The organism is Nocardioides albus, from assembly GCF_014648255.1.
In the GTDB taxonomy this organism is placed as follows: Bacteria; Actinomycetota; Actinomycetes; order Propionibacteriales; family Nocardioidaceae; genus Nocardioides; species Nocardioides albus.
Map to the genome: position 1 here is coordinate 29,860 of NZ_BMQT01000001.1, position 13,189 is coordinate 43,048.

Sequence of the window (13,189 nt, forward strand, 5' to 3'; positions counted from 1 at the left end):
GTGACTTGTGAGCCAACCCACCAGGACCCGACGCAAAGAAGCCCGGCCGCCCTGGGCTCGAGGTCACGACCGCGGGGGGATGATCGCGACCTCGAGTCCGGGACGGCCGGGCTCTCAGCTCTTCGTGCCACCAGGGCCGCAATCAGATGGGGGAGCTGTTGCGGCAACCTGGTGTCACTCAGTGTTGCAGGCCGAGGCGTACCTCAGCCCGTGAGATCACTATCTCATCATTTGCGGGCATACGTTGCGGTCTCGGACGGACTGTTTACGTACTGTAAACAGACAACCTGCGTATCAGCGGACCCAATACGCGGGCGATACAGCGTCCCCACAGAAAATCGGCTAGGCATTTGGATGTACCTTGAGGTCCGGGGGTGGTGGCCAGATGTCGGATCGGGAAGGCGTCCTGACGCGGGTGGTCGACGAGATCACCGACTACGTACGCGCGGGGCTGAGCGTCCATCTGGTCGGCCCCCGCGGATCCGGGCGCAGCGAGCTCTGCGCGCTCGTGGCGGACCGGCTCGAAGACGACGACCTCCCGGTGCTCCAGGTCAGCGGCCATCGCGCTTGGCAGAACGAGCCGTTCGCGGCGCTGACCGCAGCCGGCATCGGCGGTGCCACCCCGGCCGGCCCCCGTCGCACCATCGGCGAGATGACGACGGCACTCAGCAAGCAGGTCGAGAACGGCACCGTCCTGGTCATCGACGATGCCGATGCGCTCGACACCTACTCGATCGGCGCGCTGCGCAACATCCACCGCCAGAGAAGACTCCCGGCCGTGACCAGCAGCCGCCACCAGCACCCGGTCGCCGAGAACACCCTGATGATCGGGATCGCACCCTCGGTCCAGGTTCGCACCCCGACGCTCGAGGTCGACGAGGTGCACGAGGAGTGCCGATCGATCCTCGGTGGTCCGGTGGAGGCCGGGTCCCTGGCGCGCATCGCGATGGCGACCGGCGGACTGCTCGGTCTGGTCAGGGCCATCGCCACCATCGGCCCGCGCGCTGGCGTGCTGGAGCAGCTCGACGGGCTGTGGCGGCTGCCGCTGCGTACGGGATGGGCCCCGGAGCTGGCCTCGGCCGTCGAGCCTCTCGTCGCCGGGCTCGACCAAGAGGCGTGGGACGCCGCGACCGCACTCGCGGTGACCGGTCCGGTGCCGCTGGACGAGGCCGAGAAGATCATCGAGCGCCGCGTGCTCGACGCGCTCTTCGCCCACGGACTCGCTCGGCACAGCGAGGACGCCCCCGGAAGCGGGGTCGTCGGTCTCTACCCGCCGATCATCGGTGACTACCTGGTCGCCGAAGGATCGGCGTTCGGGCTGGTGATCGCCCGCAACCATCTCGCCACCGAACAACGCCTCCTCGACTACGCCACCCACCGGCCGCGTGGCGCCGACGCGGCTCTCCTCCATCAGCGATCGATGCGCCAGATGGCCGACACGGTCGCCCGCGCCCGTCGCGCCTGGACCGAGACACCCTCGGCCGAGACGGCGCTGCCGCTGCTCATGGCGCTGCGCAACACCGCGGCGCCGCGCGATCAGATCGAGGAGCTCGAACGCCGCACGCCACTGGTCGACGAACCGGAGTCGGCCTGGCTGCTGGCCTGGATCGCCAACTGGAAGGCGATCGAGCTGGGTGACCTGGAGGCTGCCAACGAGGTGCTCGACCGGGGGCTGGAACGCCTGCCCGGCTTCGCGGCGACGCTGGAGGGCACTCGAGCGCACATCCGGTTCCAGACCACGTACGTCCCGGAGCTGCCGGACATCGAGCCCAGTCCCAGGGACGAGGTGGGCGTCGAGGTCCTCGGCATCGTCGCCGCAGAGCGGCTCCTGGCGGCCGGCTCGGTAGAGCAGGCCCGCAACCTGCTCGAGAGCCAGCACCCCCAGAAGCCCTATCTCAACGGCCTGCATGCCTTCCTCACCGGCCTGGCCGACGTGCTCGGCGGTGACCTGGATCGTGCCATCGACCTGGCCCACGACCGGCTCGAGACGGCCAGCCAGGGCGAGAGCGCCGAGCTCATCCTGATCCCCGCCTACCTCAGCGTGCTGGGCATGAGCATCGCCGGCCGGCTGACCGAGGCTAGCCAGGTCGGCTTCCGCGCTCTCTCCTCCTCGAGCGTCGCCGCGCACCGCGACCTCTCGCACACCGGCATCCTGACCCTCGGCGCGGAGATCGCGATGGCCCAGGGCCGACCCGAGTACGCCCGCAGCCTCGCCTCCCAGATCGGTGGCGCGAAGGTCCCGCTCGGGCCCTGGCCCGGAATGGTGGCAGGCATCATGGCGCCCGCCAGCGGCCGGATGCCGAGCCTCAAGGAGCTATGCGAGCTCGTCGGCCAGCGGCTCGACGCCGGCTACATCACCGGCGCCGTCTTCCTCGCCGTCGAGGCGGTCGAGCGCGGAGCGAACGAGAACAAGCACATCGCCCGGGCGACCGCGGCCGCCGCAGCAACCGAGAGCCCGCTGCTGGTCGGCATGGGAGCGTACGCAGCGGCCACCGCCGCCCGAGACATCGACGGCCTCCGGGAGGCCATCGTCGTCCTCGCCGATGCAGGGGCCCTCGTTTTCGTCACCAGAGCCGCGATCTCGCTGGCGATCCTCCAGCGCGAGACAGGCGACCTGGCCGAGGCCGCAGAGACCCTCGACATGGCGTGGGAGCGTTCCGAGATCTCCGGGAGCCGGACGGGCATGTTCGGCCGCGCGGTGACCCATATCGGGCTCTCCGCGCGGGAGAGCGAGGTGGTGCGGCTGTTGCCGGACGGCCCGACCACCGCATCGCTGGCGGCCGACCTGGAGATGAGCACTCGCACCGTCGAGACCCACCTGCACAACATCAGCCGCAAGATCGGAGTCTCCGGACGGGAGGACCTCACCCGGGTGGCGAGCACCTGGCTGCGGCCGATCCCGGACGGCGACTACTCAGCAGGCGTCAGGCACTTCACCAGCGGATCGTAGAGCTCCTTGCTGGCCTTCTGATCCGCCTCGGACAGGTCCTCCGGGCTGATCTCGGCGACGTCCTCGGACTCGACCAGGAGACGCACCGCCTCGTCGGAGAGGTCGGACTCGTAGTAGGTCCTCGCCAGGCAGGCGGACTGCTCCTCGGTCACCTGCTCACCGCTGCTCTTGGCGATCTGGTCCTCGATGTCCGCGACGCTGGGCCTGTCACCGCCGCCCTCGCCACCGCCGCACGCCGTCAACACGAACAGGGTCAGCAGGGACACCGCGGCAAGCACGACCGGGCGGCGGTGAGCATTGCCTCGGGCTCCGCTTCGGCGGTGGGGGTTCGCCATCATGACGAGGAATCATGGCGTACGCGCTCCCCCACCGCTACTCGGCTCAGGAGGTGGTCAGGAAGAAGAGCAGGTCCTGGCGGGTGAGGACGCCGACGGGCTTGCCGTCCTCGTGCACCAGCAGCGCGTCGGAGGAGCCCAACGTGTGGGCGGCGTCGTGCGCGTCGGCGCCGGAGCCGATCGAGGGCAACGGCGGGGACATGTGCTCCTCGACGGGGTCGGTGAGCTTGGCCTTGCCGGTGAACAGCGCGTCCAGCAGGGTGCGCTCCGAGACCGAGCCGGCGACCTCCGCAGCCACGATCGGCGGCTCGGCGCGGACGACGGGCATCTGCGAGACGCCGTACTCCTGCAGGATGTGCACCGCCTCGGCGATCGTCTCGCCGGGGTGGGTGTGGACGAGGTCGGGCAGCCGGCCGGACTTGCCGCGCAGCACGTCGCCGACGGTCTGCTTGGCCGCCTCACCGATCGCGAAGCCGTACTGCGCCAGCCACTCGTCGTTGAACACCTTGGTCAGGTAGCCGCGGCCGGAGTCGGGCAGCAGCACGACGATCACGGCGTTCTCCCCCTCCGGCGTGCCGGCCAGCTCCTCGGCCAGCTGCTTGGCGGCGTACGCAGCCATGCCGGCGCTGCCGCCGACGAGCATCTGCTCCTCGCGGGCGAGCCTGCGGGTGTAGGCGAAGGAGTCGGCGTCGGAGACCTCGATGATCCGGTCGGCGACATCGCGGTCGTACGTCTCCGGCCAGAAGTCCTCACCGACACCCTCGACCAGGTAAGGCCGACCCGAGCCACCGGAGTAGACGGACCCGGCCGGATCGGCGCCGATGATCTTCACATCCGGGTTCTGCTCCTTGAGGTAGCGGCCGATCCCGGAGATCGTGCCGCCGGTGCCGACACCGGCGACGAAGTGGGTGATCTTCCCCTCCGTCTGGCGCCAGATCTCGGGGCCGGTCTCTTCGTAGTGGGAGCGAGGGTTGTTGGGGTTGGCGTACTGGTTCGGCTTCCAGGCCCCGGGCTGAGAGGCGAGCCGGTCACTGACGTTGTAGTAGGAGTCGGGGTGCTCCGGCGGGACGGCCGTGGGCGCGACGACGACCTCGGCGCCGTAGGCCTTCAGCACGTTGCGCTTGTCCTCGCTGACCTTGTCGGGGCAGACGAAGACGCACTTGTAGCCCTTCTGCTGCGCCACCATCGCCAGGCCGACCCCGGTGTTGCCGGAGGTCGGCTCCACGATCGTCCCGCCGGGCTTGAGCTCACCGGACGCCTCGGCCGCCTCGATCATCCGGGTGGCGATGCGGTCCTTCACCGAACCACCAGGATTGAGGTATTCCACCTTGGCCAGAACCAGCGGTCCCGCCCCCGGTCGAGGCGCCCCGGCGCCGTCCAACGCACGCTCCAGCCGCACGAGCGGAGTGTTGCCGATCAGGTCGAGAAGCGAGTCCACGTACTCCATGGCCCCAGCGTAGGTCCACTAGGTGAGATCCCCTATATCTGACCTACGGAGTGCCCGGTATGGGGTCGAAGACTTTAGAGTGTCCCCGTGGCGAAGAAGAGTCTGGCTCGCAAGACCGCGTACGCCGGTGGCGGTGTTCTGGCCGCGACCGCCGCGTTCGCCGGGATCCTCGTCGCGGAAGCAGCGCTTGCCGTCCGGGCGACGCACCAGGTCAAGATGCCGGTGGCTCCCTCCCCGACAGGGTGGTACGGAGCGCGTCAGGCCGGCCGGCCGATCAACATCGCGCTGCTCGGCGACTCGAGCGCCGCTGGCTACGGGATGACCGAGGTCGAGGACACGCCTGGTGCCGTGCTCGCCTCCGGGGTGTCGGAGAAGGCACATCGCCCGGTGCGGCTGCACGATCTCTCCGAGATCGGCGCCAAGTCCTCCGACCTGCACCCGCAGGTCGAGAAGGCGATCGCCGCCGACGCCGACATCGCGGTCATCCTGGTCGGCTCCAACGACGTGATCCGGCGGGTGCGTCCGCGGGTCGCGGTCAGCCACCTCGCCCAGGCCGTCATCCGGCTCCAGGAGGCGGGGGTGAAGGTGCTCGTCGGCACCGTCCCCGACCTCAGCACGGCTACCCCGATCCTGCCGCCGCTGCGCTCGATCATGCGCGCCTGGTCGATCCGCATCGCCGCCGGCCAGATGTTCCACGTCGTCCGCGCCGGTGGCCACACCGTGTCCTTGGGCGACGTTCTCGGGCCGGCCTTCAAGGCCACCCCGGCGTTCTGGTTCGGCGCCGACCTGTTCCATCCCTCCGCCGCCGGCTACCACGCCCTCGGCGAGGTGCTGGTCCCGCCGACGCTCTCGGTGCTGGGCCTCGTGGGCGACGAGAACGCGATCCTGGAGACCTACAACGGCAAGCAGGTGATGCCGCTCGCGGCCGCCTCGCTGCGTGCGGTCATCCGGCCAGGAACCGAGATCGACCCTGCTCCGCGCCCCCGTGGCCGCGTCGGCCGCAACTGGGCCCGTGCTCGCTCGTTCGAGAACGAGCAGCGGCCGCCCCACCGTGGCGAGCGTCCTTCCGAGACTCCCCCGCCCGCGGTGCGGCAGCCCGCTCAGCGCTGAGCACCCTTCGCCGAGACGTCACGCGCGTCGGTCGAGGCGTCACGTACGTCGGCCGAGTTGACATCGAACTGACGTCTCGACCGGCCCAACTGACGTCTCGGCGAAATCAAGTCCGCCCCGCTCCGGTTGGAGCGGGGCGGACTTGTGACGGATCGATCAGTCCTGCTGCAGGATCGCGAGGATGCGAAGCAGGTAGAAGTAGATCATCACCAGGCTCGCGGTCAGCGCGAACGCGGCACGCCAGGACTCCCGCTCCTCGAGCTGGTTGGCGACGCCCTGCTCGACGAAGTCGAAGTCGAGGATCAGGCTGAAGATTCCGAAGGCCAGGCCGGCGATGGAGAACACCAGACCCATCGGGCCCATCCCGAACAGCCCCATGCCCCCGCCGAAGAGGCCGAGGACGACCTCGAGAAGAATGAGCCCGAGGAGGCCGAAGCCGGCGGCCATCATGAAGGTGCGGAACTTGGCGCCGACCTTGATGTCGAAGAACTTGTACGCCGCCAGGACACCCGCGAACGCCGCGAACGTGCCGAGCACGGCCTGCACGACGATGCCGCCGCCGAACATGGCGTCGAAGGTCTTGCTGATGCCGCCGAGCAGCATCCCCTGGAGCACGGCATAGGCGAGGACCAGCGCGGGGCTGACCACTCGCTTGAAGCTGTTGACGAGCCCGAGGATCAGGCCGCCGATCGAGCCGATCGCAGTCGCGGCGTACAGCGGCCCCAGGTTGGCGCCCGGGGCGATCTCCGGGGTCAGCATCCAGGTGGCGATCGCCGCAAGGACTGTGAGTCCGACCGAGATCGCGGTCTTCTGCACCACCGAGTCGATCGTCATGGGGGCACCGACGGTGGGAGCCTGAGGGCCGCCGGTCGACCACTGGCTCGGGTCCTGACCGTAGCCGGCGTACGGAGCGCCGTTGCCACCGTAGGTCGCGTTGCCGTAGGCGTTGTGTGACGGCTGCCCGAAGCCCTCTGACCGACGGAACACCGGGTTGTTGCTCTGCATCTAGTGGTCACTCCTCGAAAAGCGACTGGAGAGGCGCCGCCACGGTGGCGGCTCCTGTGTGGCCAGCGTACCGGCCTGGTGTCTTGCTCAACGTCCGGGACAACCCTGGTGTTCCGGAATCACAGAAGTGCCCCGGGTGGGACTCGAACCCACATCTGGACGAGTTTAAGTCGTCATCCTCTGCCAGTTGGGACACCGGGGCGAACAGCCAGACCCTAGCGTCATAAGTACGTCTGGCGCTGATGAAGCGCGTGCGCACCGGCGACCCGGTCGATGAAGAGCAGGCCGTCGGTGTGGTCGATCTCGTGCTGCAGGCAGCGGGCCTCGAAGGCGTCGGTGACGATCTCGACGGTCTCGCCGGTGACCGGGAGCTGGCCGCGTACGGTCAGCCGGGAGGCCCGCTTCACGTCGCCGGTCAGGTCAGGGACGGACATGCAGCCCTCACGGGCCTTCTCGTTGCGGCTGGCTTCGAGGACCTCCGCGTTGCACAGGACGTACGTTCCGTGGTGGGTCTTGGTCTTCACGTGGGTGGAGACGTCGACGCAGAAGACCCGGGCCGAGACCCCGACCTGGTCGGCGGCCAGGCCGACGCAGCCGGGCGAGACCCGCATGGTGGCGATCAGGTCGGCGGCCAGCTGGATGGTCTCGGGGGCGGTCGGGTCGACGTCCTTGCCGGGCACGGAGAGGACGTGAGCCGGGGCGCGTACGACCTCGAGGACCTTGCCCTCGACACCTAGCTCCGCCTCGGTCCAGGCCGCCACTCGTTCGTTGAAGCTCACAGGTCGTCGGCCTCGATCGGCCGCAGGGTGGCGTCGACGCCGAGCTCCTGGGCGACCCGCTTGATCGACGCCTCGAGCACGGAGACATCGGCGTCCGCCGGCAGCTCGAGCTCGGCGACGACGACATAGAGGTCGCCGGAGAGACGGGTGGTCAGGTCGGTGATGTTGCCGCCGACGGCAGCGATCTCGGCGGTCACCGTGGAGACGATGCCGGGGCGGTCACCGCCGTGGACGGAGAGCACGAAGAGCCGACCTGCGCCGGCCGGCGCCTGCTCCTCGGGCAGCTCGTAGACCGTGACGGTGAGGGTGCCGTCGGACGCGATCGGCTCCAGGTCAGCCCGGATGGCATCGGTGGTCGCCTCTCCCGCGCAGAGCAGAGTCATCGCGAAATGACCTCGCAGCCGGGTCATCGTCGAGTCCTCGAGGTTCAGTCCGAGTCCGGCCAGGCGGGCGGTGGTGTCGGCGATGATCCCCGGGCGGTCGTGTCCCAGGACGGTGATGGCGTGGATGGTCACCAAACCATTGTCACCCGCGGACCGCCGATGGCGGACCGCGGGTGACTCAGATGGACGTCGACGGCTGAGGGATCAGCCGCGGAACCACTTGTCCTTCTCCTCCTGGGAGGGGTCGACCGGCTCGGGAGCGAACTCGGGAGCGTCCTCCGAGGTGGGCTTGACCGCGGTGTCGCCGCCGCCCAGGTCGTCGTAGGAGGTCTGGTCCGAGTCGGAGCCGGTCGCCTGGGTCGGGACCTCGGTGGCGTAGGGGTCGGCGGGCGGGATCGGGTCGGTGAGCGGGTCACCGGTGACCCCGGCCTGCGGAGCGGACGGCGCCGGCGGTGCGGGCGGGTAGCCGCCGTACTCGCTGGTCGAGGACGAGTCCGGGGCTGCTGGAGCAGCGGCAGCAGCAGGGGACTCGGCGACGAAGGCGTCGTCGGCGTCGGGCTCGGTGGTCGAGTCCGGGGCGGACGCGGGCGCGGACTTCTGGTCGGAGTCGTGGAGGTGCAGCTTGTCGGAAGCAACACCAGCAGCGGTCGAGACCTTCTCCTTGGCCTGCTCCGCGTAGGGACCGGCCTTCTCCTTCACCGCCTCGGCATAGGGACTCGCCTTGGCCATGGCGGCCTCGGCATAGGGAGCAGCCTTCTCCTTGAGGGGCGCCGCCTTCTCTGAGGCGGTCGCGAGGGCCGACTGGACGCGCGGGTCGTGGGTGACCTTGTTCGCGCCGGCCTTCAGCTGCTCAGACTTGTTCTTGACCAGCACGCCGACACCAGCGGCAGCGATGGCAAGCAGGATGAGCTTTTTCACTTCTTGACCTTCCGAGAGACAGGTTTGGTTCGGTTTGATTGAGTCGGTGAACCCAAACCTAGGCGCCAAACACAAAGATCAAGTCCCCCGACATGCCTAGTCTCTAACGGACCAGGCGATTCCGTCGAGGATGTCCGATTCGGAGACCAGCAGAGACTCGACCTGCGAGCGTCTGAGGATCCGGTCGAGGATCAGCCCGCCGGCCGCGATGACGTCGGCGCGACCCGGGTGCATCCAGGGCAGCGCGAGCCTCTCCTCGACGGTCAGCGCGAGCAGCCGCTCGACGATCCCGTAGACCTCGTCGTGAGCGAACTCGGCGTGGTCGGTGGCAGTGCGGTCGTACGCCGTCAGCTCGAGCAGCCCCATGGTCAGCTGGACGGCGGTGCCGCCGACCACGACCACGGAGCCGGCGGCCGCCGGGTCGACGGGGCAGCCATCGAGGTGGCCGTCGATGTCGCGTACGCAGGCATCGATCTCCTCCCTCGTCGGCGGGTCCGAGCGCAGATGGCGCTCGTGGAGGCGCACGGAGCCGATGTCCATCGAGTGGCTGCTGGTCGGCGTGGGGCCCTCGCCCAGGATCAGCTCGGTCGAGCCGCCGCCGATGTCGATCACCAGCAGCGGTGGCGGCGGGGTGCCCTGGAGGTTGCGGACGGCGCCGCCGAACGAGAGCGCCGCCTCCTCCGCCCCGGTGACGACCTCAGGCGTGACTCCCAGACGAGCGCGTACGCCGTCGGTGAAGGTCGCCGCGTTGGCGGCGTCCCGGGTGGCCGAGGTGGCGACGAAGCGCACCCTCTCGACCTCGTGGTCGCGGATCAGCGCGGCGTACTCGTCGATGGCTCCGAAGGCTCGTGCCAGTGCCTCCTCGGCGAGCACACCGGTGCGGTCGACGCCCTGGCCGAGTCGGACCATGCGGGCCTCGCGTACGTCCTCGGTCAGGCCGTCGGCCGTGACGGTGGCGATCAGGAGCTTGATCGTGTTGGTGCCGCAGTCGATGGCAGCGACCTTGGTCTCGACAGGCTCGACCCGTCGGGTCACTGCTCCTCGTCCTCGAGCTCCAGATCCACGCACGGGCCAGCCTTCCACCACTCGCCGAGCCGCTCGAGCACCTCGTCGCCGAGCGGGTTCACGCCCGGCCCCTGGGCCAGCGCCTGGCCGGCGAGGACGTGCAGACACTTGACCCGGTTCGGCATCCCACCTGCGGAGATGCCGTGGATCTCGGGCGGGTCGCCGAGCTCGTAGCGAGCCTCGAGGTAGGCCTCGTGGGCCTTGGCGTAGGCGGCGGCGAGCTCCTCGTCCTCGGCGAGCCGCGCCTCCATGTCCTTCATCACGTGGGTGCCCTCGAGGGTGCCGATCTTCGAGGCGGCTCGCGGGCAGGTGAGATAGAAGGTCGTGGGGAACGGGGTGCCGTTGGGCAGCCGCGGCTCGGTGGTCACCACATCGGGCAACGAGCACGGGCAGCGGTGCCCGACCTCGTGGATCCCCCGTGGCTCGCGTCCCAGCTGTGCCGCGATCGCGGACACGTCCTTGGGATCGATGGCCATGTCGTCAGTCTTTCTTCTGCTGTGCTTCTCGACCGGGCGGGTCGATCTCCGACTCCGGCCCGTCTCCTGTCTGCTCCGGCGGGTCACCGGCCAGCAGCACGGAACCCCACGCATCGTCCCACCAGGCCTTCGGCTTCTCCGCACTGCCCACCGAATCGGGGTCGGTGAGCTCCGGTTCGGTCTGGATCCGCTCGCCGTTCTCGTCGAGGGCGACGTACGCGGTCTCTCCCGGCATCACGTACCCGAACCGTTCCCGGGCCTGCTGCTGGACGAAGGCGGGGTCCTCCCAGCGACGGGTCTGCTCCTCGAGCCGCTTGATGTGCTCTTTGCGCTCGGCGATCTCGGTCTGGAGGGCGTTGATGTCGTTGCGCTGCTGGATGTAGGCCCGCAGCGAGGAGGCATAGGAGATCACCAGCACCGAGGCGACCAGCATGATCATCATCGCCCGGCCGGTGAGCCTGGGCCGGCGCAACCGCTTGCGCAGCGTCTCGAGACCGCCGCTCGATGCCGGCCGGGCCACCCTCGGGGCACCCGGCCGCCGTCCCGGGCCCTGCGGGGCCCGGGGACCGCGTACGCGCTTGCTCTGACTCTGCTGCCCCGGTCCCTTCGTTGCCACGTCGCTCATCCTCCCATCCGAGACCAGCGAGTCGGCGCATCTGTCCCGCCGAGCCGCGCCGAGTCTGGCCCAGATCGCGCCGCAATACGGTAAAACGTGACGAACAGCCTCCGCGAGGCACCGGCAGGTGTGGCCCACGGCCGCGCCGTTCACGCGTGCCCCTGCTTCTCGGGGATTTGGGAACGGTTACGAAAATCGAGCGAATTGTGCGAGGGGATCCATCATGAAGACCAACACCCGACGACTGGCACGTGTCATCGTCGTCCCGGCCGTGTGCGCGCTCGCGCTGAGCGCGTGCGGCGGCGCGGAACGACCGACGGCGGACGAGCTGTCCGAGTCGCTGAAGGGCGGGAAGGCCGCCGAGGTGCTCAAGCTCCCGAGCAGCGTCCCGGAGCCTGCCGTGGACTGCATCGCCGAGACTCTCGTCGACTCCGACATCTCCGACGAGGCCCTCGCGAACCTCATGGAGGGCAAGGACAACACCCGCGAGGAGAAGGACGAGGACGTCATCGAGGGCCTCTCCGACGACATCCAGAAGTGCGTCACCGACGCCATCAAGTAGAACCGCACGAACGAGCTGCGGCCCGGTCCGAGGACCGAGCCGCAGCTCGTGTTTTCAGTGCCTGTCGAGGCCGGCCTGTCTCAGGCCTGGTAGCGCGGGAACGCGGAGGCGCCGGCGTAGCGGGCGGCCTCACCGAGCTCGTCCTCGATGCGGAGGAGCTGGTTGTATTTCGCCACGCGCTCGGAGCGGGCCGGCGCGCCGGTCTTGATCTGGCCGGAGCCGACGGCGACGGCGAGGTCGGCGATGGTGGTGTCCTCGGTCTCGCCGGAGCGGTGGGACATCATCGTCTTGAAGCCGGCACGGTGAGCCATGTCGACGGCGTCGAGGGTCTCGGTGAGCGTGCCGATCTGGTTGACCTTGACCAGCAGCGCGTTGCCCTGACCGCCCGCGATGCCGCGGGCGAGGCGCTCGACGTTGGTGACGAACAGGTCGTCGCCGACGAGCTGGGTCTTGGAGCCGATGGCGTCGGTGATCGCCTTCCAGCCGTCCCAGTCCTCCTCATCGAGCGGGTCCTCGATGGAGACAATCGGGTAGGCCGCGACGAGCTCCTCGTAGTAGGCGGTCATCTCCTCGGCGGTCTTCTTGGCGCCCTCGAAGAGGTACGCCCCGTCCTGGTAGAACTCGGAGGCGGCCACGTCGAGCGCGAGCACGACGTCCTTGCCGAGCTCGTAGCCGGCCTTGCCGATCGCCTCGGCGATCAGGTCGAGGGCGGCGCGGTTGGACTCGAGGTTGGGCGCGAAGCCACCCTCGTCGCCGAGGCCGGTGGCCAGGCCCTTCTCCTTCAGCACGGACTTGAGCGCGTGGTAGACCTCGGCGCCGATGCGCAGCGCCTCGGCGAAGGTAGGCGCGCCGATCGGCGCGATCATGAACTCCTGGATGTCGACGTTGGAGTCCGCGTGGGAGCCACCGTTGAGGATGTTGAGCATCGGCACCGGGAGCACGTGGGCGTTGGGGCCACCGACGTAGCGGAACAGGGAGAGGCCCGCCGAGTCGGCCGCGGCCTTCGCCACGGCGAGCGAGACACCGAGGATCGCGTTGGCACCCGCGGTGGCCTTGTTGGGGGTCGCGTCGGCCTCGATCATCGCCTGGTCGATGGCGCGCTGGTCGTCGGCGTCGTAGCCCTCGATCGCAGGGGCGAGCGTCTCCACCACGGCGGTGACGGCGTTCTGCACGCCCTTGCCGCCATAGCGCTCGCCGCCGTCGCGCAGCTCGACGGCCTCGAAGGCTCCGGTCGAGGCGCCACTCGGAACCTGGGCGCGGGCGAAGGTGCCGTCGTCGAGGACGACCTCAACTTCAACGGTCGGGTTGCCTCGTGAATCGAGGATCTCGCGGGCGCCTACGGCTTCGATCGATGCCACTGAACTACTCCTGGGTCAGGACTGGATTAATAAGCGGGGAGGTGTCGTCCGTCAGCCTATTACCCGGCCGGATGGGCCTGGCGATTGGAACGTTAACCGGTCGGTAGACCCCTTCCAGCCCCTGCCCACCTGGTGTTCATGCCGAGGTCGGCACGTCGTCATCGTCCCGATGCCTCCGGGTGCGG

Annotated in this window: 13 protein-coding genes and 1 tRNA gene; 3 read left to right on the forward strand and 11 right to left on the reverse strand. The window is 69.2% G+C overall.

The window, feature by feature from the left end; all coding sequences use genetic code 11:
- Positions 1 to 385: 385 nt before the first annotated feature.
- On the forward strand, positions 386 to 2,950 hold the full coding sequence (locus tag IEY84_RS00130; protein ID WP_183541004.1) for a LuxR family transcriptional regulator: 2,565 nt from the start codon (positions 386 to 388) through the stop codon (positions 2,948 to 2,950).
- Here IEY84_RS00130 and IEY84_RS00135 read toward each other — a convergent pair.
- Together IEY84_RS00135 and IEY84_RS00140 are read right to left on the reverse strand one after the other, a co-directional pair.
- Positions 2,911 to 3,288: a hypothetical protein gene (locus IEY84_RS00135; RefSeq protein WP_183541007.1), complete on the reverse strand. Its 378-nt coding sequence runs from the start codon at positions 3,286 to 3,288 to the stop codon at positions 2,911 to 2,913. The two genes, IEY84_RS00130 and IEY84_RS00135, sit on opposite strands and share 40 nt — an antisense overlap.
- A 43-nt stretch (positions 3,289 to 3,331) precedes the next feature.
- Positions 3,332 to 4,732, reverse strand: coding sequence for a cystathionine beta-synthase (locus tag IEY84_RS00140; RefSeq protein WP_183541009.1), 1,401 nt, complete (start codon positions 4,730 to 4,732; stop codon positions 3,332 to 3,334).
- Between the two features lie 87 nt (positions 4,733 to 4,819).
- On the opposite strand from IEY84_RS00140, the gene IEY84_RS00145 reads away from it, so the two are divergent.
- The gene (locus tag IEY84_RS00145; protein ID WP_183541012.1) at positions 4,820 to 5,842 is read left to right on the forward strand and encodes an SGNH/GDSL hydrolase family protein; all 1,023 of its coding nucleotides are present in this window, start codon (positions 4,820 to 4,822) and stop codon (positions 5,840 to 5,842) included.
- Between the two features lie 156 nt (positions 5,843 to 5,998).
- Here the strand turns inward: IEY84_RS00145 and IEY84_RS00150 are convergent, their stop codons facing one another.
- The 8 genes from IEY84_RS00150 to IEY84_RS00185 form a co-directional block, all read right to left on the reverse strand.
- Positions 5,999 to 6,847, reverse strand: a complete 849-nt coding sequence (locus tag IEY84_RS00150; protein ID WP_183541015.1) for a Bax inhibitor-1/YccA family protein — start codon at positions 6,845 to 6,847, stop codon at positions 5,999 to 6,001.
- Positions 6,848 to 6,975: 128 nt separating this feature from the next.
- Positions 6,976 to 7,049 (reverse strand) — tRNA-Leu (locus IEY84_RS00155).
- 19 nt (positions 7,050 to 7,068) lie between these two features.
- On the reverse strand, positions 7,069 to 7,626 hold the full coding sequence (gene def, locus IEY84_RS00160; RefSeq protein ID WP_183541019.1) for a peptide deformylase: 558 nt from the start codon (positions 7,624 to 7,626) through the stop codon (positions 7,069 to 7,071).
- Entirely contained in the window at positions 7,623 to 8,141 is a 519-nt protein-coding gene (locus IEY84_RS00165; protein ID WP_183541022.1) for a glycine cleavage system transcriptional repressor, read from the reverse strand. The genes def and IEY84_RS00165 overlap by 4 nt, the downstream gene beginning before the upstream one ends.
- Before the next feature lie 72 nt (positions 8,142 to 8,213).
- Positions 8,214 to 8,927: a hypothetical protein gene (locus tag IEY84_RS00170; RefSeq protein WP_183541025.1), complete on the reverse strand. Its 714-nt coding sequence runs from the start codon at positions 8,925 to 8,927 to the stop codon at positions 8,214 to 8,216.
- Positions 8,928 to 9,023: 96 nt separating this feature from the next.
- Positions 9,024 to 9,962: a Ppx/GppA phosphatase family protein gene (locus tag IEY84_RS00175; protein WP_183541028.1), complete on the reverse strand. Its 939-nt coding sequence runs from the start codon at positions 9,960 to 9,962 to the stop codon at positions 9,024 to 9,026.
- Positions 9,959 to 10,468, reverse strand: coding sequence for a DUF501 domain-containing protein (locus IEY84_RS00180; protein WP_183541031.1), 510 nt, complete (start codon positions 10,466 to 10,468; stop codon positions 9,959 to 9,961). The genes IEY84_RS00175 and IEY84_RS00180 overlap by 4 nt, the downstream gene beginning before the upstream one ends.
- Positions 10,469 to 10,472: 4 nt before the next feature.
- Entirely contained in the window at positions 10,473 to 11,084 is a 612-nt protein-coding gene (locus IEY84_RS00185; RefSeq protein ID WP_229788174.1) for an FtsB family cell division protein, read from the reverse strand.
- 223 nt (positions 11,085 to 11,307) lie between these two features.
- Here IEY84_RS00185 and IEY84_RS00190 point away from each other — a divergent pair, with 223 nt between their 5' ends.
- Positions 11,308 to 11,646, forward strand: a complete 339-nt coding sequence (locus IEY84_RS00190; RefSeq protein WP_183541035.1) for a hypothetical protein — start codon at positions 11,308 to 11,310, stop codon at positions 11,644 to 11,646.
- Positions 11,647 to 11,726: 80 nt separating this feature from the next.
- Here IEY84_RS00190 and eno read toward each other — a convergent pair whose 3' ends face one another.
- The gene (eno, locus tag IEY84_RS00195) at positions 11,727 to 13,004 is read right to left on the reverse strand and encodes a phosphopyruvate hydratase (RefSeq protein ID WP_183541037.1); all 1,278 of its coding nucleotides are present in this window, start codon (positions 13,002 to 13,004) and stop codon (positions 11,727 to 11,729) included.
- Positions 13,005 to 13,189: the final 185 nt, after the last annotated feature.